General features: G+C 35.4%; 27 protein-coding genes. 8 read left to right on the top strand and 19 right to left on the bottom strand.

What is annotated here, in order from left to right; genetic code table 11:
• Positions 1-26: 26 nt before the first annotated feature.
• The 3 genes from M666_RS01570 to gcvP all read right to left on the bottom strand — a co-directional run bounded on the left by M666_RS01570 (position 27) and on the right by gcvP (position 4,641).
• On the bottom strand, positions 27-548 hold the full coding sequence (locus M666_RS01570; RefSeq protein WP_029445264.1) for a methyltransferase: 522 nt from the start codon (positions 546-548) through the stop codon (positions 27-29).
• Positions 549-562: 14 nt separating this feature from the next.
• Positions 563-1,621 (bottom strand): 3-oxoacyl-ACP synthase III family protein, encoded by a 1,059-nt coding sequence (locus M666_RS01565; RefSeq protein ID WP_024479249.1) that lies wholly within the window; start codon positions 1,619-1,621, stop codon positions 563-565.
• Between the two features lie 170 nt (positions 1,622-1,791).
• Positions 1,792-4,641, bottom strand: a complete 2,850-nt coding sequence (gene gcvP / locus M666_RS01560; RefSeq protein WP_029445265.1) for an aminomethyl-transferring glycine dehydrogenase — start codon at positions 4,639-4,641, stop codon at positions 1,792-1,794.
• Between the two features lie 138 nt (positions 4,642-4,779).
• Between gcvP and M666_RS01555 the strand changes: the two genes are divergently transcribed.
• Complete coding sequence (locus M666_RS01555; protein WP_025613953.1) at positions 4,780-5,604, top strand: UbiA prenyltransferase family protein; 825 nt, start codon at positions 4,780-4,782, stop codon at positions 5,602-5,604.
• Here the strand turns inward: M666_RS01555 and M666_RS01550 are convergent.
• Positions 5,601-5,831, bottom strand: a complete 231-nt coding sequence (locus M666_RS01550) for a hypothetical protein (RefSeq protein WP_024479252.1) — start codon at positions 5,829-5,831, stop codon at positions 5,601-5,603. The two genes, M666_RS01555 and M666_RS01550, sit on opposite strands and share 4 nt — an antisense overlap.
• The gene (locus M666_RS01545; protein WP_024479253.1) at positions 5,828-6,388 is read right to left on the bottom strand and encodes a sigma-70 family RNA polymerase sigma factor; all 561 of its coding nucleotides are present in this window, start codon (positions 6,386-6,388) and stop codon (positions 5,828-5,830) included. Before M666_RS01545 ends, M666_RS01550 begins: the two co-directional genes overlap by 4 nt.
• 77 nt (positions 6,389-6,465) lie before the next feature.
• Here M666_RS01545 and M666_RS01540 point away from each other — a divergent pair, with 77 nt between their 5' ends.
• On the top strand, positions 6,466-6,822 hold the full coding sequence (locus M666_RS01540; protein WP_029445266.1) for a rhodanese-like domain-containing protein: 357 nt from the start codon (positions 6,466-6,468) through the stop codon (positions 6,820-6,822).
• A 1-nt stretch (position 6,823) separates the two neighbouring features.
• Here M666_RS01540 and M666_RS01535 read toward each other — a convergent pair whose 3' ends face one another.
• Genes M666_RS01535 through M666_RS01515 form a run of 5 tightly spaced genes read right to left on the bottom strand, consistent with a single transcriptional unit; the run spans position 6,824 to position 10,074 of the window.
• Entirely contained in the window at positions 6,824-7,732 is a 909-nt protein-coding gene (locus tag M666_RS01535) for a TIGR01777 family oxidoreductase (RefSeq protein WP_029445267.1), read from the bottom strand.
• Between the two features lie 7 nt (positions 7,733-7,739).
• On the bottom strand, positions 7,740-8,627 hold the full coding sequence (locus tag M666_RS01530; protein WP_029445268.1) for an SAM-dependent methyltransferase: 888 nt from the start codon (positions 8,625-8,627) through the stop codon (positions 7,740-7,742).
• Positions 8,628-8,637: 10 nt separating this feature from the next.
• Positions 8,638-9,078, bottom strand: coding sequence for a hypothetical protein (locus M666_RS01525; protein WP_029445269.1), 441 nt, complete (start codon positions 9,076-9,078; stop codon positions 8,638-8,640).
• A 53-nt stretch (positions 9,079-9,131) separates the two neighbouring features.
• A complete protein-coding gene (locus tag M666_RS01520) occupies positions 9,132-9,518 on the bottom strand; it encodes a hypothetical protein (RefSeq protein WP_029445270.1) in 387 nt (128 codons plus the stop codon).
• A 52-nt stretch (positions 9,519-9,570) separates the two neighbouring features.
• Entirely contained in the window at positions 9,571-10,074 is a 504-nt protein-coding gene (locus M666_RS01515) for a GbsR/MarR family transcriptional regulator (protein ID WP_025613959.1), read from the bottom strand.
• Between the two features lie 429 nt (positions 10,075-10,503).
• Between M666_RS01515 and M666_RS01505 the strand changes: the two genes are divergently transcribed.
• Genes M666_RS01505 through M666_RS01485 form a run of 5 tightly spaced genes read left to right on the top strand, consistent with a single transcriptional unit; the run spans position 10,504 to position 14,379 of the window.
• A complete protein-coding gene (locus tag M666_RS01505) occupies positions 10,504-11,280 on the top strand; it encodes a hypothetical protein (RefSeq protein ID WP_029445271.1) in 777 nt (258 codons plus the stop codon).
• An 11-nt stretch (positions 11,281-11,291) separates the two neighbouring features.
• On the top strand, positions 11,292-11,855 hold the full coding sequence (locus M666_RS01500) for a DUF6620 family protein (protein ID WP_029445272.1): 564 nt from the start codon (positions 11,292-11,294) through the stop codon (positions 11,853-11,855).
• A 20-nt stretch (positions 11,856-11,875) separates the two neighbouring features.
• Positions 11,876-12,862: an SPFH domain-containing protein gene (locus M666_RS01495; RefSeq protein WP_024479263.1), complete on the top strand. Its 987-nt coding sequence runs from the start codon at positions 11,876-11,878 to the stop codon at positions 12,860-12,862.
• 4 nt (positions 12,863-12,866) lie between these two features.
• Complete coding sequence (locus M666_RS01490) at positions 12,867-13,487, top strand: tetratricopeptide repeat protein (protein WP_151198014.1); 621 nt, start codon at positions 12,867-12,869, stop codon at positions 13,485-13,487.
• Positions 13,480-14,379: a hypothetical protein gene (locus M666_RS01485; protein WP_029445274.1), complete on the top strand. Its 900-nt coding sequence runs from the start codon at positions 13,480-13,482 to the stop codon at positions 14,377-14,379. Before M666_RS01490 ends, M666_RS01485 begins: the two co-directional genes overlap by 8 nt.
• 337 nt (positions 14,380-14,716) lie before the next feature.
• Here the strand turns inward: M666_RS01485 and M666_RS01480 are convergent, their stop codons facing one another.
• From M666_RS01480 to M666_RS01460, 5 genes are all read right to left on the bottom strand, one after another.
• Positions 14,717-15,100, bottom strand: coding sequence for a DUF3037 domain-containing protein (locus M666_RS01480; protein WP_029445275.1), 384 nt, complete (start codon positions 15,098-15,100; stop codon positions 14,717-14,719).
• Positions 15,090-15,869, bottom strand: a complete 780-nt coding sequence (locus tag M666_RS01475; protein ID WP_024479267.1) for a HipA family kinase — start codon at positions 15,867-15,869, stop codon at positions 15,090-15,092. Before M666_RS01475 ends, M666_RS01480 begins: the two co-directional genes overlap by 11 nt.
• Positions 15,870-15,918: 49 nt before the next feature.
• Entirely contained in the window at positions 15,919-16,323 is a 405-nt protein-coding gene (locus tag M666_RS01470) for an OsmC family protein (protein ID WP_025613966.1), read from the bottom strand.
• Between the two features lie 179 nt (positions 16,324-16,502).
• Complete coding sequence (locus tag M666_RS01465) at positions 16,503-17,861, bottom strand: S41 family peptidase (protein WP_029445276.1); 1,359 nt, start codon at positions 17,859-17,861, stop codon at positions 16,503-16,505.
• An 85-nt stretch (positions 17,862-17,946) separates the two neighbouring features.
• Entirely contained in the window at positions 17,947-19,053 is a 1,107-nt protein-coding gene (locus M666_RS01460; protein WP_029445277.1) for an AraC family transcriptional regulator, read from the bottom strand.
• Between the two features lie 346 nt (positions 19,054-19,399).
• Between M666_RS01460 and M666_RS01455 the strand changes: the two genes are divergently transcribed.
• Positions 19,400-20,293: a hypothetical protein gene (locus M666_RS01455; RefSeq protein WP_029445278.1), complete on the top strand. Its 894-nt coding sequence runs from the start codon at positions 19,400-19,402 to the stop codon at positions 20,291-20,293.
• Positions 20,294-20,435: 142 nt separating this feature from the next.
• Here M666_RS01455 and M666_RS01450 read toward each other — a convergent pair whose 3' ends face one another.
• The 4 genes from M666_RS01450 to M666_RS01435 form a co-directional block, all read right to left on the bottom strand.
• Positions 20,436-21,908, bottom strand: a complete 1,473-nt coding sequence (locus M666_RS01450) for a fibronectin type III domain-containing protein (protein WP_029445279.1) — start codon at positions 21,906-21,908, stop codon at positions 20,436-20,438.
• A 551-nt stretch (positions 21,909-22,459) separates the two neighbouring features.
• Positions 22,460-23,620, bottom strand: coding sequence for an alpha/beta hydrolase (locus M666_RS01445; RefSeq protein WP_029445280.1), 1,161 nt, complete (start codon positions 23,618-23,620; stop codon positions 22,460-22,462).
• Positions 23,621-23,788: 168 nt separating this feature from the next.
• A complete protein-coding gene (locus tag M666_RS01440) occupies positions 23,789-24,391 on the bottom strand; it encodes a class I SAM-dependent methyltransferase (RefSeq protein ID WP_029445281.1) in 603 nt (200 codons plus the stop codon).
• Positions 24,392-24,532: 141 nt separating this feature from the next.
• Positions 24,533-25,264, bottom strand: a complete 732-nt coding sequence (locus M666_RS01435; protein ID WP_029445282.1) for a PA3715 family protein — start codon at positions 25,262-25,264, stop codon at positions 24,533-24,535.
• Positions 25,265-25,316 lie beyond the last annotated feature (52 nt).

Here is a 25,316-nt window from a genome sequence, read left to right as displayed (position 1 = left end):
AGAAAGGAAAGGCGACTAAAAAAAAATTATATACGTTCTGCGTATACCATATAATACCTAGGGGTAAATTTTCTAAGTAAAGGCCTAAAGCCTATTTTATTTACAGGATTCGTAAATTTAATACGGTCTACAATTTTCCAACCTGCTTTTTCCAAAAGCCAATCAAACTGCCAATCTTCAAATTCATGATAATGACGGTCCCATGTATCTGTCTTACTTTGGTAGGCCGGTGAAAACCATAAACGCATAGGAATACTAGCCACTAATTTATCGGCTTTTATTTCTCGTAATACATTGAAAGGAGCTATTAAGTGCTCAAAAATCTCGAAAGCAGTTACTACTTCAGCATCAGAGGCAGTTACAGAGGAGAAGTCTAGATCTAAATCTTCTCCTTTTGTATTGGCAATTTTATAGCCATGTTCTATCATGATTTTCGAAAACGGATTCGCTACACCTAGATCAAGAATAGGCTGCGATGTGGAAACATGCTTTTTTAAAAAGTTTAAAGTATGTTCAAATCGCTTGTTCGGAAAGGTGTTTTCGTACATGTAAAAAAAGGCTGTTAGTGTCTGTAAACAATGGCGTTTATATTCATTCCTGCGCCAACGCTTGCAAATATAACAACATCTCCTTTTTCAATCGACTGATTTTCTATTTTTCCGTGTCTTACCATGTCAAATAAAGTAGGGATGGTAGCTACAGAGCTGTTTCCGTTTTCCCTAATATTCATAGGCATAATTCCTTCTGGCATTTGCATCCCATAAGATTTATAAAAGCGTTTTACAATGGCTTCATCCATTTTTTCATTCGCTTGGTGTATGAATATTTTTTTAACATCGGTAATCTCTAGTCCGCTACTATCCAAACAATCTCTCATAGCTTGCGGTACATTAGTTACAGCAAATTCATAAATCTTACGACCATGCATTTTAATGTAATTGGTACCTGTCGTATTTTCTTTGGAATAAGAAGGGCCAAAAAATAAGTAGTTTGCTTCCTCATAAGCGTAAGTGGCAGAAGCATGTGCTAATATTTCGCCATTCTTATCAGAGGCTTCAATAATTGTAGCTCCTGCACCATCGGCATAAATCATAGAATCACGATCATAATCATCTACAATACGTGAAAGGGTTTCAGCGCCAATTACCAAACATTTTTTGGCAATACCACTTTTGATAAATGCGTTGGCTTGTATTACACCCTCTATCCATCCTGGACACCCAAAAAGAAGATCATAGGCGACACATTTTGGATTCTTTATTTTTAAATGATGCTTTACACGGGTGGCCAAACTAGGCAAGGTATCCCCTTGAGATGTACCGTGTTTTACATCACCAAAATTATGAGCGAAGATGATGTAATCTAAAGTTTCTTTATCTATTCCTGCATCAGCAATTGCTTTTTCAGCAGCAAAAAAGGCAATGTCAGAAGTATTTAAATCTTCGGTAACATAGCGCCTCTCTTCAATACCCGTTATTGCTTTGAATTTTTCAATGATTACTTCATTGGAATGTCCAAAAGCGGTTCCGTCCGTATTTAAAAAATTGTGGTTGTTAAAGCTACTATTTGCTGTTAAAACAGGTGGTATATATGATCCTGTTCCTGTAATTCCGATTTTCATTTTTTTGGTATTCATTTAATCTGCACCAAGTTACTAAAATTTCGATTAGTTGCTATGCATGCATAGTAAAAATAATGATGTTCAACAGTAATGTTTGAATACATTGAGTACAGAAAAAAAGCCTCTTCATGATGTTGAAGAGGCTTTAAGTATTGATTTTATTGGTGTTTTTACGCTTCCATATAGGCTTCAATAGGAGCGCAAGTACAAATTAAATTACGATCTCCATATGCATCGTCAACACGTCTAACCGATGGCCAGAACTTATTATCAGAGACAAACTCTAATGGGAACGCAGCTTTCTCTCTGCTGTATGGAAATTTCCATGCATCTGCGGTAACCATTTTTAAAGTATGTGGAGCATTTTTAAGTACGTTATCTACATCATCAGCAGAAGCTTCATTAATTTCTTTTCGAATAGAAATCATCGCATTACAAAAACGATCTAATTCTGCTAAACCTTCGCTTTCAGTAGGCTCTATCATAACTGTTCCTGCTACAGGAAAAGATACGGTAGGCGCATGAAAACCATAATCCATTAGACGTTTAGCAATATCCGTAACTTCAATTCCATTTTGTTTAAATGGTCTGCAGTCTAATATCATTTCATGTGCTGCTCTACCTTTTTCACCAGTATATAAAACTTCGTAATTTCCACTTAAACGATGTTTGATATAGTTAGCGTTTAGAATGGCAATTTCTGTAGAATGTCTTAAGCCTTGTTCTCCAAGCATTTTTATATAGCCGTAAGAAATTAAGCATACCAAAGAGCTACCCCAAGGAGCAGCAGAAATAGCACTAATGGCTTTTTCGCCTCCTGTTTTAATGACAGGGTTGCCTGGTAAAAAGGGTACTAATTGTTCTGCAACGCAGATAGGCCCAACTCCTGGTCCGCCACCACCATGAGGTATAGCAAAGGTTTTGTGTAAATTTAAGTGGCAAACATCGGCACCAATCGTAGCAGGATTTGTTAATCCTACTTGTGCATTCATGTTGGCACCATCCATATATACTTGTCCGCCGTTATCGTGTATAAGTTTTGTAATATGTTTTATAGAAGATTCAAAAACACCATGCGTAGAAGGGTAAGTAACCATTAAAGCTGCAAGATTATCAGCATGTTTAGCTACTTTTTCTTCTAGATCTACAACGTCAATATTTCCTTTTTCATCGGTTTTGGTAACCACGACTTTCATACCGGCCATGACGGCAGAAGCAGGATTTGTACCGTGTGCAGAAGCAGGAATTAAACAAATGTTTCTGTGGGTCTCATTGCGCGATTCATGGTACGCACGGATCACCATTAATCCGGCATATTCTCCTTGTGCACCAGAATTTGGCTGTAAAGAGGTACCTGCAAAACCAGTAATCACATTTAAGTCGGCCTCCAATGCTTTTAACATGGTTTGGTAGCCTTCCGCTTGATCTACTGGAGCAAATGGGTGAATGTTGCCCCACTGTGCAGAACTTAAAGGAAGCATTTCTGAAGCAGCATTTAATTTCATGGTGCAAGATCCTAAAGAAATCATCGAATGATTTAAAGCTAAATCTTTACGCTCCAATTTTTTAATGTATCGCATCATTTCAGTTTCTGAATGGTACGAATTAAACACTGCATTTTCTAGGTAAGGAGATGTTCTTTGAGAAGCATTTGCTATGGCAGAAACCTCTTTTAAAGCGTTAATAGCAATAACATCTTTGCCTAAAGCTTCGGCAAATATTTCAACAACTTTTTGAAGGTCTTCTAGAGAGGTAGCTTCGTTTATAGCAATAGAAATGGTTTGATCATCACTATACAAAAAGTTGACTTCATTTTTCTCCGCAACAGGCTTCACTAAAGTCGCATCTGCTTTAACGGTAATGGTATCAAAATAAGAAGTGTTTATTTGGTATACGCCTAATTGCTCTAGCGCATCGGCTAGTGTCGCTGCTGAGGTATGCACTTGTGTAGCAATATACTTGATCCCTTTTGGACCGTGGTATACCGCATACATCCCTGCCATAACTGCTAGTAAAACTTGAGCCGTACAGATATTAGACGTCGCTTTATCGCGTTTAATATGTTGCTCTCTAGTTTGCAATGCCATACGTAATGCAGGATTGCCATCGGTATCTTTAGTAACGCCTATAATACGTCCAGGAATGCTTCTTTTATAAGCTTCTTTTGTCGCAAAAAAGGCAGCATGTGGCCCACCATATCCTAAAGGAATTCCAAAACGCTGTGTGGTACCGACCACCACATCAGCACCAAATTCTCCTGGAGGTGTTAACAATGCCAAACTTAAAATATCTGCAGCAACTGCAACTTTAATATCTTGTTCTTTTGCTTGGGCTACAAAACTAGAATAATCATTTACTTGTCCATGCTTACCAGGGTATTGTAAAATAGCACCGTAAAAGTCCGTGCCAAATTCAAAAGTTTCATGGTTGCCAATTACTAATTCTATGTCTAAAGGAATAGCTCTTGTTTTTAGCAGCGAAAGTGTTTGAGGTAAGATTTCTTCAGAGACAAAAAACTTAACCACATTGTTTTTCTTTTGGTCCCTACTTCTTACTTCATACAACATGGTCATTGCCTCTGCCGCAGCGGTGCTCTCATCTAAGAGTGATGCATTTGCCAACTCCATTCCTGTTAAATCACAGATCATGGTTTGGAAGTTAAGTAACGCTTCCAATCTACCTTGAGCGATTTCTGCTTGGTACGGCGTGTATGCGGTATACCATCCTGGATTCTCAAGAATATTTCTTTTAATTACAGAAGGCGTTAAACTCTCATGATATCCTAAACCGATATACGTGGTAAATACTTTGTTTTTTTCAGAAAGATTCTGAATGTGTTCTAAAAACTTATGCTCACTCATAGGCGCTTCAAGCGCAAGTGGCGTTTTTAAACGAATATCATTCGGAATGGTTTCGTAAATTAATTGTTCTAGGTTTTCAACACCAACCGTTTTAAACATGTGCTGGAGGTCTTCTTCTCTGATGCCAATATGGCGCGATGCAAACACGTCTGTCTTCATTAATTATGCAGTTTTTCTTAGAATTAGTCACAACAAAAATAACGATTAATTTACTCAAAATAGGGAATTTAGAACGTCCGTTGGCTAAAGTTTTTAACTAAAAAGAGAGGTTATAAACAGTTTGTTTATTTTTGTTCAATGAAGTTTCTTAAGCGACTTTTTGATTTTTATCTAGATGCCAGTATCCACGTTGCATTTGCCGTGTTTGCTTTAATGGAGGTGACCGCTATTTTGTTGAACATTTCCATAGATCGTCACTTGAAGTTTTTTGTGTTTTTTGGAACAATGACTGCCTACAATTTTGTAAAGTATGGTGTCGAAGCAAAGAAATATGTTTTAGTAGCCAATAGATACCATAAGAACATTCAGTTTTTTAGTATCATCGCGTTACTTATTGCGGGGTATAGCGCTTTCTATTTAAATGCAAATGAGTGGTACTTAATGGTGGTATTGTTCTTTTTAACAGGGCTTTATGCCGTGCCCTTGTTGCCACATACTAAAAATTTAAGAAGTTTAGCCGGACTCAAAATATTTATTGTAGCGGTTGTTTGGGCAGGGATTACGGTAGTGTTGCCTAGTTTTGAAAAGCCAAATGTAATTCCTTGGGATGTGGCTATAGAAACCATACAGCGTATTTTACTCGTATTGGTTTTACTTGTACCTTTTGAAATTCGGGATTTAAAATATGACGATGTGGCTTTAAAAACCTTACCACAGCGCTTTGGAGTTCATAAAACCTTAATATTCGGAGGTTTTTCTGCGATAATACTTTATAGCTTAACCTTTTTAAAAGAAGTTTTGACCCCTTTAGATGCCATATCGAAGGGGATTCTTTTTTTAATACTAGGACACATTATGTTGTATACCAAAAAGAATCAAAGCAAATATTACGCATCTTTTTGGATAGAAGCGATTCCGATTTTCTGGTGGATTTCACTACTCTTAATAGCGAAATTACTTTAAGATACCGTTTCCTTTAATTTATTTTTCATCTCTTCTTTTTCCTTCTCAGACAAATTACTAAGCTTCGCTTTATCACATAAAGAGGTAAGCATAGTATTTTTTTTAGAGTGAACAGAACAGGCTTTACAAATAAGAATATGAAATTTAAGCTTTACCTTTTCGTAAAAAGTAGCTTCATCATATTGGGCTTTGTTGCAGATAACTGCAGCTTTATCACAAGAAATCATATATTGAACCAATTTTGATTAAGGCAATCCATCAAGGCCGTTCTTGACCTATGTATCATTACCCAAAGATTTGACGGATTAATTTCCAATTCATTACAAATATCTTCAGTACTTATTCCTTGAATTGTTTTCATTTTAAAAACTTGCCCTTGTTTTTTTGGTAATTTGCTGATGCAATTATGGATAGCAGCACCCAATTCTTCATTTTCAATACCGTCATTTTCTAAAATGCTATACGGATCTGCTACTTGTTCTTCTAGCCAATCACCATCGCTATCTACACTAGAATTGTAGGTCATTCGTACTTCGGCTTTGCCTTTGTTCGAATTAATTTTTCGATAATGATCAATGACTTTTCGTTTAAGGATAGAGATGAGCCAAGTGCGCTCAGCAGCTTCTCCTTTAAAATTTTTAGCAGATTTTAATCCGGCTAAAAAAGTTTCTTGTACAATGTCTTTGGCTATTTCGGCATCACTAACACGAATTACGGCGTAGTTAAACAAGTAATCTGCATATTGATCAACCCATGTGTCTGGATGCAATGAATGTGAAGTCATAAACTTTTTTAGTGATTTCAAATTTACCTAATTTTTTTAACAACAAAATAGTGTACTTTTAACTTTAAACAATATTTATGAAATACACAGTTTTTTTATTCTTTTTAGCGTTCATTAATTATAGTTGTTCGCAAATAAAATCAAAACCTATCACAGAAGTTTCACAAGACGAACTTAAAACTATTGTCTTGGTAGATGTAAGAACTCCAGAAGAGTTTAACGAAGGGCACTTAGAGCATGCGCTAAATATAAATTGGTTAGATGCTAATTTTCAGACACAGATAACAGAGCAGATTGCTAAGGATAAAACGGTTTATGTGTATTGTAAAGTTGGCGGTCGTAGTGCCAAAGCAGCAGACAAGTTAACAGCTTTAGGGTATACGGTGGTAAATTTAGAAGGTGGGTATGATACCTATAAGAAGGCTAAGCACTAGCTTATATTAGATCCTTTAGAGCACTTTCTATCGTGGTATATTTAAATTTGAATCCTGCATCGGATAGTTTTTGAGGAAGTACATTTCTGCTTTTTAAAATTAATTCTGTTTCGGTCTGTATAATTTTTGCTCCTACTTCTAATAGAAATTTAGGTAAGGGAATGCCAAAGGGTATGTTTAGTTGCTTGCGAATGCTTTTCATTAAAATAGCATTGGTAACAGGTTTTGGTGCAACACAGTTCACGGCGCCTGTTAAGTTGTCGTTTTCTATAATAAAGTTGATGCTTTCCAGAAAGTCAGCACAATGTATCCAACTAAATTGTTGATTTCCTTTTCCTTGTGTTCCTCCAAACCCAATTTTTGCAAGTTTTACAATGGGCACTAAAGCCCCGCCATGGGTCGCCAAGACAATAGAAGTGCGTAAGGCTACTTTCCGCGTGTTTGGTGTCGTACTCTCATAAAATGCTTCCTCCCAAGCTTTAGCAACAGCTACAGAGAATCCTGTTCCAATTTCTCCTGTTTCTTCTGTCATTTGTTGGGTAAGAGCGTGCCGGTATATGGTAGCTGTAGAAGAATTGATCCACACTTTTGGAGGGCATGGACTTTGCGCAATTGCGTCTCCTAATATTCTCGTGGCAGCTACTCTAGAGTCTAAAATTAGTTTCTTATTTTTTGGGGTGTAACGGCAATCTACAGAGCGCCCCGCCATATTAATGAGTACCTCGCAAGAAGCAAATTCTTCTTTCCAAGGACCCAGTGTTTTGCCATCCCAAGTTACATAGCGACAGCCATTTTTGGTTTCGGTAGCACCTCGGGTAAGAATAACAATAGCAGTAAATTTTGACGCAAAATAGGTAGCAATCTCTTTTCCTAGAAAACCAGAACCGCCAGCAATAATCAATTTTTTCATGGATAATTTATTTCGTACAGGTGATGATATAATAACCGAAGCTGCGCATATGTAAACCAGATAATAAAGCAAAGAATGATCCTTTTAAATTGTGATAGCTTTCTTTTTTTAAGTGCTTATTTTGAAATAAACTTTGTAAAGCAAAACCAATAATAGCAAAAGGTACATGAAGCACAGAAGGGGCAACTCTAAAGGAAGCATCTTCGACTTCAACCTTAGAAAAACCTTGATCTTTTAATTCTTGAACAATCGTAGTTAGTGTTCCCAGTCTTTCTAAACTCCAGTGGTTGCATAGTTTTTGGTAGGCATATTTACCACCGTGACATAGATCTTCTTCATTAATTTTCAAAAAGGCATCTGCAATCACCAGTTTTCCATGTGGTTTTAAAATACGATACGCTTCTTTAAAAGATTGGCTGCTGTGCCCAGAGTGGCAAAAGCTTTCTATGGCGGTGGCAGCATCAAAAAAATTGGAAGGGAAGGATGTGTGGTTGTAATTTTCTTTAAGGATAACGCCCTTCATTTTTTTTAGCAACTGATTTCCTTTCGCCACCTGAAAATTGGATAAGGTGACTCCAAAGGCTGTTAGTTTGGGATGTTTTTTTAGCGCATATCGCATCGTGCCGCCCATACCGCAGCCTAAATCTGCAAGCGTATGTGATGCATTCGTAAGTGCTAATTTTTTAAGTACCTGATGGTTCATTTCGTTCAGCATGGCATCTCTTTTAAAGGGGTTGGTTTTAAAAGGGATAAAATAGCCAAAATGCATGTTGTAATCTGTACTCCAAAACTTATAATCTGCCGTGGCACCATTATAAAAATGGACCATCTCCATGCTGTTTTGCGTTGTTTCAGGTGTTGTAATATCTGCTATTTGTAGTAGTGTGGTTTCCATAGAGGTGCTTTTAAAGATTAAAAAATTGCATACAGTTTACGATTAATAACCAAGTAAATACGACAGCAAAAAGCGTAAAAAGGCCGTTCATGAAATACCCGCCAATTCTAAAGAGTGCTTTTTTAGGAATTTCATACATAGGGTAGTACGCAACTTGCGTGGCTACTTTTCCGATCCAATAGGCGGCTATTAATCCCGTAATGGCAATAGCTAGTTTACTTCCGTTTTGTAATTCTTGGGTTAATAAAATAGCAATCAACCCAAAAGAAAAATTAAGTCCTTGAATATACCTGCCATAGGTTTTCGCAATTTCTTGGTTTAACGGCTTTAATTGTTTTACGTCCGTATACCAATCAAAAACTTTATGGCGTATGTAAGGGTAAATTAATGCCGTAAATATTTGGCCTAAGCCTCCAATGATAATGAGCCAATTTGGAACGTTATATTTCATAATTTATATATTTAGAACTTTCAGAAAATACTGAAAGTATAGTTTAAATTTTTTTAGAGATGGTTTTCAGTAGCTTCTTTGGTTTCAGAGCTGGCTAAAAGAAGCATTTCATTTTTTAGTGTTTGTGTGATATGCACAAAGTAGCCCGCTAAAGCCATAGGAATTACAGCTAAATAGATCCATACTAAAAGTTCGTTTGGATTTATATTGCTGTTGGAGAAGATAAGAAGTAAGAGGAGGTAAGGAATTACATAAGACCAATACGTTCGAATAGCTTTATGAACTAAACCATTTTTATACATTTTATAGGTTAGATACAGGGCTATAATTACCTGAATTATTCCTAAAATAAATTGAGCTATTAATCCTCCGAAAATGGTAATGTACAGTAGGACTGTTATGATAAAACTCCATCTATTAATGGTATGTAGGATTTTCATAATCTATGTATTTAGAACTTTCAGAAAATAATGAAAGTTTAGATTAAATTTTTTATTTAAAAATTTTGAATATTGATTTTGTTAACCAGTTTTGATTTTGGTTCACTAATTTGTTCAACATCATATCTGCAGTATCTGCCAAATCGTGCAAAGCCTTAGTTTGTTTAATTAGCTCTCTAGTTTTTTCAGTACCGTCATCTTTAATCGTAGAAACTTCTTTAAGTGTTTTTATAACAGGTTGAATTTCTCTGCGGCTACGTTCTTTTGCAATAACACGGGCCAATTCTTGTACATCTTTCTCTGTCGTAAAATATTCTTTACGCTCCCCAGGTACCAATTCTTTCGTGACAATTCCCCAATCTATCAACTGGCGTACATTCATGCTTGTATTGCCTCTAGAAATCTGAAGCTCTTCCATGATCTCTTCTGTAGATAATGGTTTTGTAGAAATAAAAAGCAAGGCTTGTATCTGGGCCATGGCCTTATTAATGCCCCAAAGCGTACCAAGGCTACCCCAAGTACTAATGAATTTATCTTTTGCCTCTTTGTATTCCATGAAGCAAAGATATACATTATTTTTAAACTTTCAATAATTTGTGAAAGTTTATTTATAGAAGGGCTATTTCTAGTATTATGAGGTGGTTATGTACTAATTTCTAAGCTTAGGTCGTTCTATTTTAGAATTTAATAGTGAATATCCCTTAAAACAGGGTATTGTAGTCAAAAACAAGCTGTTAACTTGCATTCCATTAAAAGTAACGAACCAAGCAACATGTCAAATCCTTTTAAGAAAATTACAACAAATGCAGAGACTTCTAAAAGTGCTATGCATACGCGAGGGCAACAAACCGAAACGAGCACAAGTTCCGAGAGTTGTAAAACTTGTGGCGCACCACGGCCAAAAAAAACAAATTTGGTAACCTGTGATTATTGTAGGCAACCTTTTATGGCACATGTTGATTTTTTTAAAGAAGACTCTTAAACTATGGCAAGCAAAGAAGAACTAATACAACGTTGGGATTCCTTTTTACAAAAAATAGAAGTCCGTTTTAATGAATCTTTAGGGCATGCAGAAGAAGCCTGTCATGAGCAGTTAGTAGCGACCGCTTATGAATATGACACTGTGATGCGTTCTTGGAGCGGTATGAAAGCACAAGTGCATGTATTGATAGAGAAAATTGATGAGGTTTGGGCCGGAAAAGTAGCGCCAGAAATGGAAACTTTGGGCGATTTTGCGCATGACGAAGGAAATAAAGCCTATGATTTAAGCCATAAGCTGCTGTATTCTTTGGAAGATTTTCAACGAAAATTGGAAGGAGAACTTTCGCAAAAATTCTATGATCATGCCATACAAGTCGCTAATAAAAAAGCATCCTGTAGCCAGTGCAATGCCGATTTAGAGATTAAAAAAGACATTTTCAGGGCACAATATATTTCTTGTACATTTTGTAATACGGTAAATACAATTGCCCCAGAGACTAAGTTTATAAAAATAGGTTGGGGTATTGTAGATCATATAGCGGCATTGAAAACTACAGATCAATATAAGGCCATGACTGCAGCAGAAGAAGCTATTAGGGCATATAGAGGCAAAGCACCAGCCTCTTTTTGGACAGATTATTACACAGTTTACAACACCTATTGGAGTGCCTATTTTACAGAACGGATGGCTCTGAACACAGATTTGAAAGAAAGATATGATTCAGACATGGCACGGAAACATAAGGAATTTGAAAATTTTAAAGAAATACAAACCAAATAAATACTAAAATTATGGAAGCAATAAACGGAGTAACTTTTGAAGATTGGGGTGCAGCCAGCGGTAATATCGCTATGGGAATGAGCGCCGAAGAGGTCTGTGAAATATTAGGAATAGAACTTCCTGTATGGCAAAAAACAAATGAAGAGTGGGGTGGCAAATTAGGCGATTTAATGGCGCAGGATATGTCTATCGCTACTACCTATGGTGGGTATTTTACAAATCCGAAAGTAGGGAAGTTTGCAGGGGTAAAATCAGACGTACCTTCGTTAGCTTCGCTCTTAGAAAAAGTGCCAGATTTTGACGCCTACCAGAAAATATTCAACCATCAGTCGGCAGCTTCTGAGCATGGCCATGATCCTGTCGCTGCATTAGAGCAATATGGTTTTAATCTGCAAGAATGGTCACAGATAAGCATGCATTATTCTACGTGGTCTAATGAGTATTTAAACCCCAATGGTGCGGAATATGAGCAACGATTCAGAGAAATATCTGGTATTATGGATAAGTGGAGTCAGTACTGGAAAGAAAACTTTAAGGAGGATGCTGTTGATTTAGGTGGCGATATTGATTTTTAAACACGAATAAAACAACAAGTATGGATTTTAAAAAGCAAATGCGTTCAGTTATTCAATGGGAAGATCCTAAAGATTACCAACTGTTTTTCAAATTCACCGATAGGGGTGATGAGTTAAAAAACGCATCTAAATTAATTCTACAACCGGGACAAGGTTGTATTTTTACCTATGAAGGTAAAATTGAAGGATTTTTTGAAACGGAAGGTATTTACGATTTAAAAACATCGAATACTCCTTTTTGGACCACCATTAAAAAGTTTATGAATGCTTTTGAAAGTGAACATAAAACAGGACTTTGGTTTTACAGAAAGGCGGAGCTATTAAATGTGCGTTGGGGAACAAGAATTCCAATCACCTATAATGATCCTGTCTATAGTTTTCCTGTAAAGCTTAGAGCTTATGGCAATTATTCCCTGCGGATTACCAATGCAAAAGAATTTTTTATCAACATTTTAGCGGGCCAGACAGATTATTTTGTAGACCAATTGCAAGAAGTATTTCTATCGCGTATTACACAGCCCATTTCATCTTACTTAGCCAATGCTAAGTTCTCTTACGCAGAAATAGATGGACATATAGAAACCATTGCGCAACAGGCACAACTAAAAACAACTGAAATCTTTGAAAAGCTAGGTTTTCAATTAACAGATTTTAGAATAGAAGGCACTTCGTTTGATCCAGAGACCAACAAACGGATTAGTGAAATTAGTGATGTGCAAGCCGATGTTAATGCGGCAAGCATAGCGGGAATAGATTTTGCAGAACTGCAAAGGTTGCGAGCCATGCGTGATGTTGCCAAGAATGAGGGAATGGCAGGAGCTAGTATGGGAATGCTTACCGGTATGGAAATGGGAAAAGCAATGAGCGGTACTACTGCTGCTCCGCAAGAGGCGCCTAAAAATAATATCAAAATAAAGCTCAAAGAACTCAAGGAACTTTTTGAAGAAGACTTAATTTCAGAAGAAGAGTTTCAAGCCAAGAAGCAACAATTATTAGATCAATTATAAACAGATGAAACAGCTATTCTTATTTCTTTTTATCACACCATTTGCTATGGCGCAAGCTACTTTTGTTCCTATAGAAAAAGAGCGTTTAGATACTTGGCTTACAGAAGCCAAAGAAAATGGCGAGGTAGATATAAAACAGTTGGAAAAATTAGATGCAGAATATGCGGATGTTTTAACAACACCTGCAAGTACCAATCGTATTTTTGATTATGGACGTATTCTTACCATAGCATTACAACCTGGTTTGGCATCGGCGAGTGAAAAAGAACTTTCTGGAGCAGGTCAAAAAATTATTGACGAAGCAGAGAAGGCATACAGAAATGCCATTAGCAATTGCGATTGTCATGGTCGTGCAAATATTATGTTGGGCCTGTTATACAATCAACAGGGTAAATATTATATTTCTGAACCTTATTTAGAAAAAGGGTTGGAATTAGAAGAAGGCGGTGAAGACTGGATGATTGCCGCTAATCAATATCTATTAGCGGGCGCCTATACCTATAATACCGCTGAAGAAAAATATGTAAAGGTGTATGAGCTTTTTAAAAAATATGCTAAAACAGTCACCAAAGATGCCGCCTATTATCAAAAAATGGCGGGTTTATATGTGAGCTATTATGAATAATCAACAACAACCAAGGATGAACTCATTTAAGAAAACACTTTTTGTGTGTGGTATTTTTGCAGCATTAACCTCCTGCAATTTTAATAAATCGGTCCGTAAGGATTTAGTAACAGGAATTACCACCAAAGGAGATGGCCTCTCTGCAGAAAAGGTATATGTTACCATTAATGATGAAAAAGTGAGTGATAACGAGTTCTACTACGGCCAAAATATCTACACCATCTTTAAAAACATGAGTGGTTTCATGGTAGAAAACAATAGGTATCACCCACAAATGGAAGTGGTATTAATCTCTAAAGCAGGAGATACGATTATGCATGAAGCTAATTTATTCCAACAAAATCCGGGTTTTGGTGCTGAGATGAAAACCTTGCAAGGTAATATGCTTTTGGCTAGGCCTATTTATTCTTCAGAAGACTATACGTTACATTATAAGATCTCGGATGAGCATGGTGAGGGTGTATTTAATTCAACCCTTCAGTTTGATCTTCTTCATGATCCGGCTATAAAGGTGGATAAGAAGGGATTAGATTACAAAGAAGGCTATTTATTGTCTTTGACCAAAAATGCGGTTATCACAGATAGTAAAGTAGCTTTCGAGGAACTTATTTTAATGGATTTTCAGGATGTGTCTGGATATACTAGAGTAGATGGCGCTGTAGCATTAGGGTTAAAAATTAAAGTTACCGATGCTAATGATACAATGATTCTAAATATGGAAGATGTATTTGGCGAGAGTACACTTAGTGAAGAACAAATAAAAAGTGGCTTAGGGGCGCAGCTCAAAATTACAAAAGGAGCATTGAAAAACCCCGTTACTTTTAAAGTAACTATTTGGGATAAAAATAGCAATGCTCGTTTAGATGCAGAAACAGAACTGATTGTTGAGTAGGTTGGGGTTTATTTCAACTAACCGCTGAGGTCCTTGTAATAACGCTTGTCATTTCGAGTGAATTATTTTGTAGCGTTAGTGGAAGAATAATTAGTATCGAGAAGTTTTCTGTGCTTTAAAAAGTTCTCGATACAAGGCATGTTTCGTTGCACTGCACAAACGCCACTCGAACTGACATTGGTGTAGTCTATGAAAATAGCTGTCACTTCGAGTGAATTATTTTGTAGCGTTAGTGGAAGAATAATTAGTATCGAGAAGTTTTCTGTGCTTTAAAAAGTTCTCGATACAAGGCTTGTTTCGTTGCACTGCACAAACGCCACTCGAACGGACTGTATCGCTACAGCACACAATCTTTAAAAATGATCTCTAATTCTTGCTCAGGATCTGCGGTTAAACCAGAGTGGGTTATAGAACTTTGGATGATGGTACTACGGGAGGCGGTTAACCAACGGAATCGATCCGTGATATCTAATTTTCCTATAGCGCCACCAGTAGCTTCGCCTTTACAGACCAAATCCCATCCTTTTAAATAGGCGTTCAGAGCCTCAAAATCTTTCTCGCATACAAAGCTGCCTAGTTTGTTCTGGTCTATATGGTATTTCATCTTTAAGAACTTTTTAGGTCTAGAGAATACAATGACGCCCACGTTAAAAAATTCTTCGCGCTCTACTTTGGGTACGATGCGTATTATGGCATACTCATACTTCGCTCTATCTTGCATCTTCAGCTTCTTTAACTAATGAATCTATAAGGGCAAGTTTAGCTTTAAAATAGTCTAAATACGCCGCTCGCATTTGAGTGGGAGTAAGGTCATCACTCTCGCTTTCCAACCATTCTTCAGGGATTAAAGCTATAATCTCCTGCAGCTTTTCATCTGTGAATGCTTTTGTTATAAGTAGTGCCGCTTCTTTTAATTGCGTAGCACGGTCTAGCAGTACGTGGTCTTTTATAAGCGGAAATGTACGCGTAAGATGATTTTTATAGGTATTCCAATTATGGTGAAAATAGAAACTAGCCCCATTATCAATAATCCATAATTCATTATTCCAATCTAAAAGATTAGGGTTTTTTGCGGTACGGTCAATATTACTCATCAGGCTATCTAGCAATACTACTTTAGAAGCCGTTAACCCATCTACTTTAGAAACCAATGGATCAAAGGTAATGGCGCTAGATAAAAAATGAAGTCCTAGATTAAGGCCTACGCTAAATTTTAAGAGGTCTTGAATCTCTTCATCCGGTTCGGTTTTACTAAAGGTATCGTCTAGATGCATAAATACCAATTCGGGCATTTTTAAGCCTAGAGTACGGGCAAGTTCGCCGCCCATGAGTTCTGCAATTAAAGCTTTTTTACCTTGGCCAGCACCTCTAAATTTAAGTACATAGAGGAAACCATCGTCTGCTTTTACAATAGCAGGCATAGAGCCGCCCTCGCGTAGTGGCTTTATGTACTGAACCACATTTACCGTCCGAATATCAATCTTATTCATAGGAGCGAAGATAAAAAAAAGTTCCTGCAGGTTATGAGGTTGTGTTTGTTTATTCTGATACTATTTCAATAACTCCAGTAATGCTGCACACCTCTTTAACCGTATTGTAAATGGTGCCATGCTTTTCAATATTTTTTTTCAGCAAGCTAAGATTCAAGTGTTCCTCGTTGCTGTGAATGGTTAACACATATTGAATCTCATCCATCCGTGGCGGTTTCTCTAAACGGGTAGCCTCAATAGTTATTGCTGCGCTTGTATAGGTAAACCCCATAAGCAATGAAAAACGTTCTACATTTTTTAGCATACAAGCCGATAATGATCCTAAAAATAACTCGGCAGGGTTGGGTAAGGTGGTTGCGGTAGCCGCTGTAATCCCAAAAGCTACTGTAGCTTGTTTAATTTGTATCGTAGCACCTTGTCTAGCAACAGAAGTGGCTGAAGTAGCATAATTCATGATTATTTTTTAGTATGAATTTACGCATTTTCAAGCATGAGTATGGAATAAACTTTAAGTTTAGTCTCGCAATACGATATATGGGATATATCTCTTCTAATGTCTGCTAGTTGGGAAATAATTAATAAAGGCTTCAGGTGCGCTTCCAAAGCCTTTATTGTTCTCAGTTTGATAAATTGTTATTCTAAAATAGTTACCCCTTTTTCTATCCCACTATCCAAACCCGTATTAAAATCTTCAGTACTTAAAAAGGGCACCATATTCTCTTGAGCAGGACCTATTCCAATTCCTTCAAAAACAGTCCCAAAAGTGTCTGTATATACCTGATTTGATAAATTTATATACGTACCGTTTGGTAATCTATGGGTAAGAATGGAAGAAAATATTCCCATAGTATGCTCACCAACAATAGTTACATTAGGCAAATCTTTTAGTGACAAAACAAAAATTTCTGCAGCGCTAGCCGTAAACGGACTCGTAAGTAAAACTATTTCTCCAGAGAACTGATAGTCTCCTTTAGGGTTAAATGTAATGGCTTGCTCCTCTATAAAACCTGTTCTACTTTTAGATTTTATAGTAAAAATAGGACGTGAAATACTTGTAAATCGTGAGGCTATTTCTAAGGCGATACCATCAAAGCCACCACCATTAAATCTTAGATCTATTATGATCTTATCAATGTTAGCTTGCTGAATATCATTCATTACCTGATCCATCACATGGTTTACAGCTGTTATTTCGTCCTCTACGGGTGCATAGCCACCCATATTTGCGATATTGAAGTATCCTATTTCATCCGTGACAAGTCCCCAAAACATATTGCCATTGGGGTCGCTACTAAAGGCATCGTCTAAATATTTTGAATGGATAATTGGCACCCGTGATCTAATCGCTGTGAGTAATTTAGGAAAGGTATTGCTTTGAAGCTCTGCGGTTAAATGTGCATTCATATGTTCAAGAATGCGTGCTTCACCAGAAGTAATATTTACTTCTTGATTAAAGATCCCGATATGAAAATCGTTTAAGGGCTGTACCATTTGTTCTAAGACTGGGTATAAATTTTCGGAAGTTACTGTAGGAAGTAAAGACAAATTAGCTTCCCAGTTTACGCCTCTTAAATCAAAAAAAGCATAATAGTCATTAAATAGATTCCAAAAATGCTCGGCATTAATTTTAGGATCTACTGAGAAGTCAATACTGGTACTATCAAATACCGTAGTGGTATCCGTAAGTTTATAAAAATAGACTTTATCTATAAATAGATCTGAAGTACCAATGAGCTGATCTCCTTCTTCTGTAAACACCAGATTTGCATAATTTTCTGGCAATACATTAGCGTCTATAAGAACATTTCCTGCAGCAGAAACACCATATAATTTGTTCGTACCTTCAACAGACTCTAATACATACCCCTTTGAAGGAGCATGCCAGTAAACAGGTTGGTTTTCGGGTTTTTGTGGTGTATTCTGACTTTTAGAACAACTGGTAAAAACTACCATTAACACTAAAACTTGGAAATAGATTTTTTTGTTTGACATCACTTTAAATTTTAAGTTCAGGTCAAATAAAAAGGATCCTAGTACACGCTTAGTTTTGATTTGTTAGATTATAATAAATCGGTACTCATCCATATTTCTCCTTATAGGTTTTAGGGGTCATATTTGTACTATTCTTAAAAGCTTTGTAGAAGGTCGTTTTTGAAGAATATCCAGCTTCAAGTCCAATCGCCTCAATACTATACTTGTCAAAGGTAGCATCGCACAACATTTTTTTTACCTCCGTAATTCTATATTGATTTATAATACTTGAAAAGTTATCATCACTGTTGGTAGTAATAACCTGTGATAGATACCCTGCGCTAATATCCAATTGTTGTGCAACAGATTCTCTTGTAATATTTGGGTTTCTATAGATATGTTCTTCTTTAAAAAGTGCCTCAAATTTCTCAAAAATGGTCTGCGTCGAAACGGAAGGTTCAGTGTTGGCTACACTAGCTTCTTGATTACGGAGTATCTTATTAATCTCGCTGGCTTGGTGCAGCATTTTATGCTTATATATTATGGTGTAAGAAATCCAAAATAAAGAAAAAGAACCTGCAATAAGAAGAACTAAACCATAATACTTGTTAATCTCATGTGGGAATATGCCACGTATAAAATCTACCATAATCCAAAATATAATGATCAGACTTAAAACAAGGTGTAAGTTCCGGATGGCTTTATTTGCTTGTTTTGAAGGCGAATTTTTTAAGATGAAGAATAACCAAAGCATTAAAAAAGCAATGTATATATAAATTAATTTACTTTCAAACATAAATAGATTATGCCTTAACCTTAAGATAGCGGCACTTTTAAAAGTAAATAATCGAAAATCTCTTTCCAGGCAATCAATGGTATTTAGAAGTAGGGAGAAAATAAATGGAAGGTAGAGCAATTTTAATTCCTTATAAGAAGAAAGTTTGTTGTCTATACTTTTTATACTAAATAGGAACAGAAAAACAGGAGCTAATAGAATCCATTCAATATTGCAAATGATATTTAGTTTTTGATGGGTATGGAAATAATCTAATTCTGGTAGTATTAATTTTACTAGCAGCATACAAATTGTCAGTACCGTAAATCCAAGGTATTTATTGGTATTACTTTTAAAAGAAGGCTTCATCAGTATAGAAAAGCCAAGTAAGAAGCCAATGATGATGATACCACTAAAAACAGTCAGAATAATTTCCATTAAATTTTGTGCTATACAGATGGTAATTAAGTGTGGGATAAACCTTGTTATGAACCTTAAAAGTAAGCAACTTCAGGTTAGCACCAAATTCATATTACATATAGTTAACTGCTATAATCTATATATAAAGGCGATTATTTTATAAACAATGCAATTATGTTCTATATTAGCACTTGTATTTGTCGTTTAAATGCGATATTAGGAAGTGCTTATTGCTCCTTTAAACTTATACTTTCTTAAAGAGAATATGTTGAGGATGCTATATTTTTCACACTTTCTACACTGTTGATAATCAGGGTTATAAAATTATGATGAGAACAAAAAAATAACAATTTTAAAATTAATTATGAGAAACAATTTAAGTATTAAACCATCTACGCTTTTAAAAGGTATTATGCTATCGGTTATAATAACCATTACCTCAAGTTGCGCAAAAGAAGAGGAGCCTAGTGCAGTTTCTACGGCAGATTTATCTATAGCAACACTTGTAGCAAAAGTAAATTCTGAAACGTACAAGGCACATAATTTTAATGACGGACAGTTAGACCCTTTCACCGAAGATCAAGGATTTACAGGCACCGATATTTATGGGGAAGGTATGAGTTTTCAAAAAGATTTTACTGGAGGAAAAAGGCTTAAACTTGTCTGGAAAGAATCTGAATATGATGGTAGCCGCAGAGAGCGTGGCCATGAAATTAAATTAGGGGTAAATAATAATGATGAGATTTACACTGGATTTTATCTTTTTATTCCTTCTGGGCAAAACAATAATTTGCTTAACAAAAACACGATTGTTTGGCAGTTGTATAATTGGAATACGGATGGGTGTAGTAATTGGACAGCGCATCTTGAGCTAAAAGGAAACGCGCTTTACCTTAGCTACCGTAATGCTTGTGTGAGCCCTACAGTAGTTAAAATTCTTGATGCTATAGAAACGGATAAAGAATTGGCATTTCAAATTAGAGCGGTACTTTCAGGGACGAATCACGGAACCCTTGCCGTACTATTGGATGGCGAAATTATAGCAGATCTAAAAAATATTAATCTTGGTTTCGGCAGCTTTGATGCAAATGACAATGCAGAAACTTCTGTAGCTGGCGTAAAAATGGGGATGTATTGTTTTGACACGGCTAATTATTCATCAGATGAAACACGAATTTTATACCTTGATAATGTAAGTTCATCAGCCCGTAGTGGTTCTGTCGCAAACAGTTTAGATAGGGTAGATCCTAGAAAGTAGTAAGTATCAAATAGTTCTAGATCATGATAATGAGCTTATAGCATAGCACTATGCTTTTTAATTTTATAGATCAACTGTAAATAAAAATAGTGCACTATACAGTGCACTATTTTTTATCCTTATAAAATTATTGTAAAAAGAATTAATTTACAGTGTAGGTGAATGTTTTAGAAGAAGATTGCTCATTTTCAGTGAAATTGGCAGTTCCTTCTTTTGTAGTAGCATTGCTTAAAGCATCATATTCTGCATCAGAAATAGAGATGGTTATTCCATCGCTTCCGGCAAAAAAGTAACTAGTATAGGTAGTGCCATTTAGAATTATATCATCTAATAAATCTCTATCTGTAAACCTAATAATCATTGAAGGAGCTGAAGCAAATGTACCTGTTGTTCTAGGGTATAAGGTAGCAGAAGTCACTTCAAAAGTTGTTGGTAAAGAAGCAGTAGTAAATGTAATCTCTTTGTCTAAAGTTGTTCCATATGCTGTGCTTCTTGCTGTTATTTTAACAGTATATGCTGTATTAGGAGTAAGTCCAGTAAATACATAACCTGAAGATGTAATTCCCGTTGCTTCTTCGTTATTATTGATATAAATATCAGCAAGAACGCCTCCTGGGCCGTCTATAGTTAAAGAAGACCAAGAAATGTTTGCACTATTTGTTCCGTTGCTTTCTAATGTTAGCGTAAAATCATTTGGAGCAGGTGCAGCCTGTGTGGTAACCTCAATTAATTGAGTACTAGTTGTTTCAAACGCATTAGATTTTGCTATCACTTTTGCTTCATACGTTGTTTCCGCATTTAGATTTGAAAACGTATAGGTTACTACCTCTAGATCAGATGCTACTAAAGCGTTGTCTAAGTACACATCATATACTACACCGTCATTACCTTCTATAGTAGCCGCAGTCCAATCTATCGTAAAATCAGTAATTGTAATATCTTTAGAAGTAATATCAAAAGCTGAAGGGATTGGCAGCGCTAATGTGGTAACGTCTATTATTTGAGTACTAGTTGTTCCAAACGCATTAGATTTTGCTATCACTTTTGCATCATACGTTGTTTCCGCATTTAGATTTGAAAACGTATAGGTTACTACCTCTAGATCAGACGCTACTAAAGCGTCATCTAAGTACACATCGTATACTACACCGTCAGTACCTTCTATAGTAGCCGCAGTCCAATCTATCGTAAAATCAGTAATTGTAATATCTTTAGAAGTAAGATTAAAACCAGAAGGGATTGGCAGCGCTGATGTGGTAACGTCTATCACTTGCGTAGAAGTTGTTCCAAACTCAATAGATTTTGCTATAACTTTTGCATCATACGTTGTTTCATCATTTAGATTTGAAAACGTATAAGTTAATACCTCTAAATCCGACGCTACTAAAGTATCGTCTAAGTAAATGTCGTATTCGACACCTTCATTACCTGCTATAGTAGCCGCGGTCCAATCTATCGTAAAATCAGTATTTGTGATATCTTTAGATGTAATCGTGAAACTTGAAGGGTTTGGAGGAATAGTTGTTTCTTCATTATCATCATCACTACTACAGCTTGAGAGGACAAAAAATGAGGAAATAAAAAGAGTTAAGGCAAAAACTTTGTTGTTTTTCATAATTTATTAGGGGTTTATAATTAATTCGTAAAGTTTGATAAAAATTTAAGGTTCATAGTGGATTTTTATTGATGGATATTTTCAGACAGTTTTTTTAAAAAATCATGCAGAACTATTGGTATGAAAAACGTAGGGCATACAAAAGCGCTATCGTTTCGGTTTATTACTTAGCTGGTTATAAACATTTTACTTTTATTTTTTTGTTTAAATATCAAGTTTTATATGCAGCGAACTTTATAAATCTGCCTACTGGCAGGCTGGTAAACACCGGGTTTTGGGGTCACACAAAATCGTTTTGTTTTTGTAACGTGTTAGTGGTAGTTTTTATTATATAAAATTTTCGATATTCAAGTCCTTTAATTGTTTCTTTTTTAATTTATTCCTATAGGATAAAAACGGTGTAGAAAAAGTCATTCCTTATTTTGGGTAGAAATGTGTTCGAGAATAAAAAAAGCTCAAAGATCCTGATTTTAGAATCTTTGAGCCTTGAATACTAGTATCTCCGATGAAAGAAGAATGTACTTATTTTTTGCCTCAGTTCTTTGTTGGCATTAGTTTTTTTTCATTCTGTCTTTCCAGTTAATGATTTCAAAGAAATATTCTTGAGATTTAGATGGACTTATAGGTATGTAATATAAATATTCTAAATCAAAATTCTTTAAAACTGCCTCTTTTTCGGCGGAGCCTCTTGTAAATCGAATTTGTGATACTGATTCAAGTTCTAAAGTAATAGTTCTTTCAAATTTGGAAGATTTTTCCATTTTTACTTTATCATCCTCCCAATTCCCAAGAGTATCTTGATTTCCTGAGATAAAAACTTCATCATTTTCATTTGGGACTTTAACTTTAATTTTAGTCTGGTATTTGTTAATTGGTTGGTTTTCTATATACTCAAAGTAAGAAGTCATACCATTGATAAGACTGGGAACAAATGTTGTCCAATGGTTTTTATTGGGTAAACTATCTATTCTAAATTCTATATTATTTGGCTTTTCCGTATTTAGAAAATTGTAAACTAATTCTCTAGCAGGTTTCCAACTTTTCCAAGAGCTAATTCCCTCGTCTGCATTACTTATATATAGAAATTTTTCCTCCTCCAATTCGGTGAATTTAAAGTTGATAAATTCATTAGCTAACCTATCCTTGTCGTAAGTCAGATTTGGTGAAATTGCGATGTATGCGTTAAATGGATTTTCTTTCCTTAATAATGATGAAATTAGAAAAGATGCGCTCAAAGAATGTCCAATTCCAATTTTAGTTGATAGTGTTTTATAATTCGTGTCAATATATGGAATGACTTCTTTCAAGAGGTATTTTAAATAGTTTTCGGAATTCCCTTTGCCAAAAAAATTATTGTCTTTTACATTTATTGGTTTTGGTAACAAATCATCATTTCTTCCGTAATTTAATTTTTCGTCGTAGGTTGATGTTAGTCCTACTACAATATATGGGTTGTCAATTTCTTTACTTACGAAAGGTAATAAAGAACGAGTTAGATCGAAAAATTCTTTTGTTTGTGCATCGAAAACATATATAACATTATAATATTGGAAAATATTTTCTTCGTAATAACTAGGCGTATAAACAAAAATTTCACGTTGTTGGTTTAACTCTTTCGAATTCAATTTTATAGTTTCTGTTTTGCCATAGTCTTGACCAAAAACAAAATTGATAGTTAGGAATAAAACAAAGCTTAAAATTTTTATATTCATTACCGTAGTCGCGTTTGTTTAAATTAATGCCAACGGTCTCGTACAACCGTCAGTTACGGGTTAATATGCGTTAATTTTCGGTTTAGCACAGATGTTAGCAATTTGGAGTGGATTCGGACGTAGTCGAATCTGCCGTTATTGCGGTTATACATTGTGTGCAGTATTTTTTCATTCTTTTTTGCTTTTTATCAAGTACATTGGTTGATTTTCATTCACTTCGCTGATTTCAAAAAGTCCAAAGTCATTAAATTCAGCTTTTACAGATTCTTGGTCGTAATAAAATATTTTGGCTCCTTCGTGAAATTCGTAACGGTCTTTTTCTATTAGTTTTCCCTTTCCAAAATTCGGTGCTTCTTTAGTTATGGCAGTAAAAATCATAAATCCGTTTTCGGTCATTTGATTGTAGCAGTCTTGGATTAGTTTTCTCCTTTCTTCGCTGTCCAATAAATGTATCAGAGCGTAACAAAAAATTCCATCATATTTTTTATCGCTAAAAGGCATTTCAGTCACAGAACCGTGAAAAATTGTCATTCCGTTTCCATAATGCTTTTTAGCAAGTTCAATAGCCGTTTTAGAAATCTCAATTCCGCTTACATTTATTCCGTTTTCAATAAAAGGTTGGGCATTTCGTCCATATCCAATTCCCGGAATTAGAATGTTTTTCACAGATTTTTCTACGAAGAAGTTTTTAGTCAATTCAGCAGATTTTGCAGGGTTCATACCCCACATTTCTTGTTTGTCATTAAATGCTGTTTCCCAAAATTCTGTCATTTGTCTTGGTGTTTGTCATATTGCACACAACATGCGCATATACGCATGTTCACTATTATTTTTTTCTGGGGGGAAAATACTAATTATAAAAATAGCTCAAAGAAACTGTTTGTTTTTACCTCAGTTCTTTGTTCCAAGGCATTATTTATATTCACCGTCTGTGTACTTTAGTACGTTATATTTTAATTCGCTATTTTCTTGATAGGTACATTCATTATTTTCATTAGTGTAATATGTTTCTGTACTAATTTTATTTTTAGCGAGTATGTCAAAGTAACCATTGGTTTTGCTGGTTTTCATAATTAAAATTACGTGTTTGTCTACATAATCTGTTGAACAATTAAACTGTACATCTTCTGGATCCCATTGCCCATCGGTTTCTTCAACCACATAATTGCTTAATACCTTTTTTAAAGTATTAGGGTTTCTAACATATAATGATAATGTAGTTTTATATGGATTAGGTTTACTACTGCCCACATATTCAAGCCTGACACCAAATGCTCTGGTATTTTCGGTCAATAGATAAGGAGCTGTATCAATTTTTATTTTTTGAAGTTCCTCTGAGTCTATATGCCAACCATTCTCTTTATAGTCTTCAAAATATTGTTGAATAATTTTTCCAGTTTTAGTATTTACAATAATTATATAAGAATTTACAGTATAAGAGGATATACTAATTTCTTCTACCCGCTCCGCAATTACTATAATTGTTTCATCTTTATTACTTGGATTTTCTTTAGCTTGGGTTAATTTAATCGAATGGGTATCTATTCCTATCTCTCTGATAGTATTACCTATTAAACTATTATCCTCTTGTGAATAGAAATAATGTGAATTAATTAAAATTATTAAGAATATAATTTTTTTCATAGTAGTATGCTTTGTGCCGGCTTATATAAGAAATGTAGGGTAGAAGATAAGC

The organism is Cellulophaga baltica 18 (genome assembly GCF_000468615.2).
In the GTDB taxonomy this organism is placed as follows: Bacteria; Bacteroidota; Bacteroidia; order Flavobacteriales; family Flavobacteriaceae; genus Cellulophaga; species Cellulophaga baltica.
The sequence above is the reverse complement of the archived record's forward strand: the minus strand, read 5'-3'. Positions and strand labels throughout refer to the sequence as shown.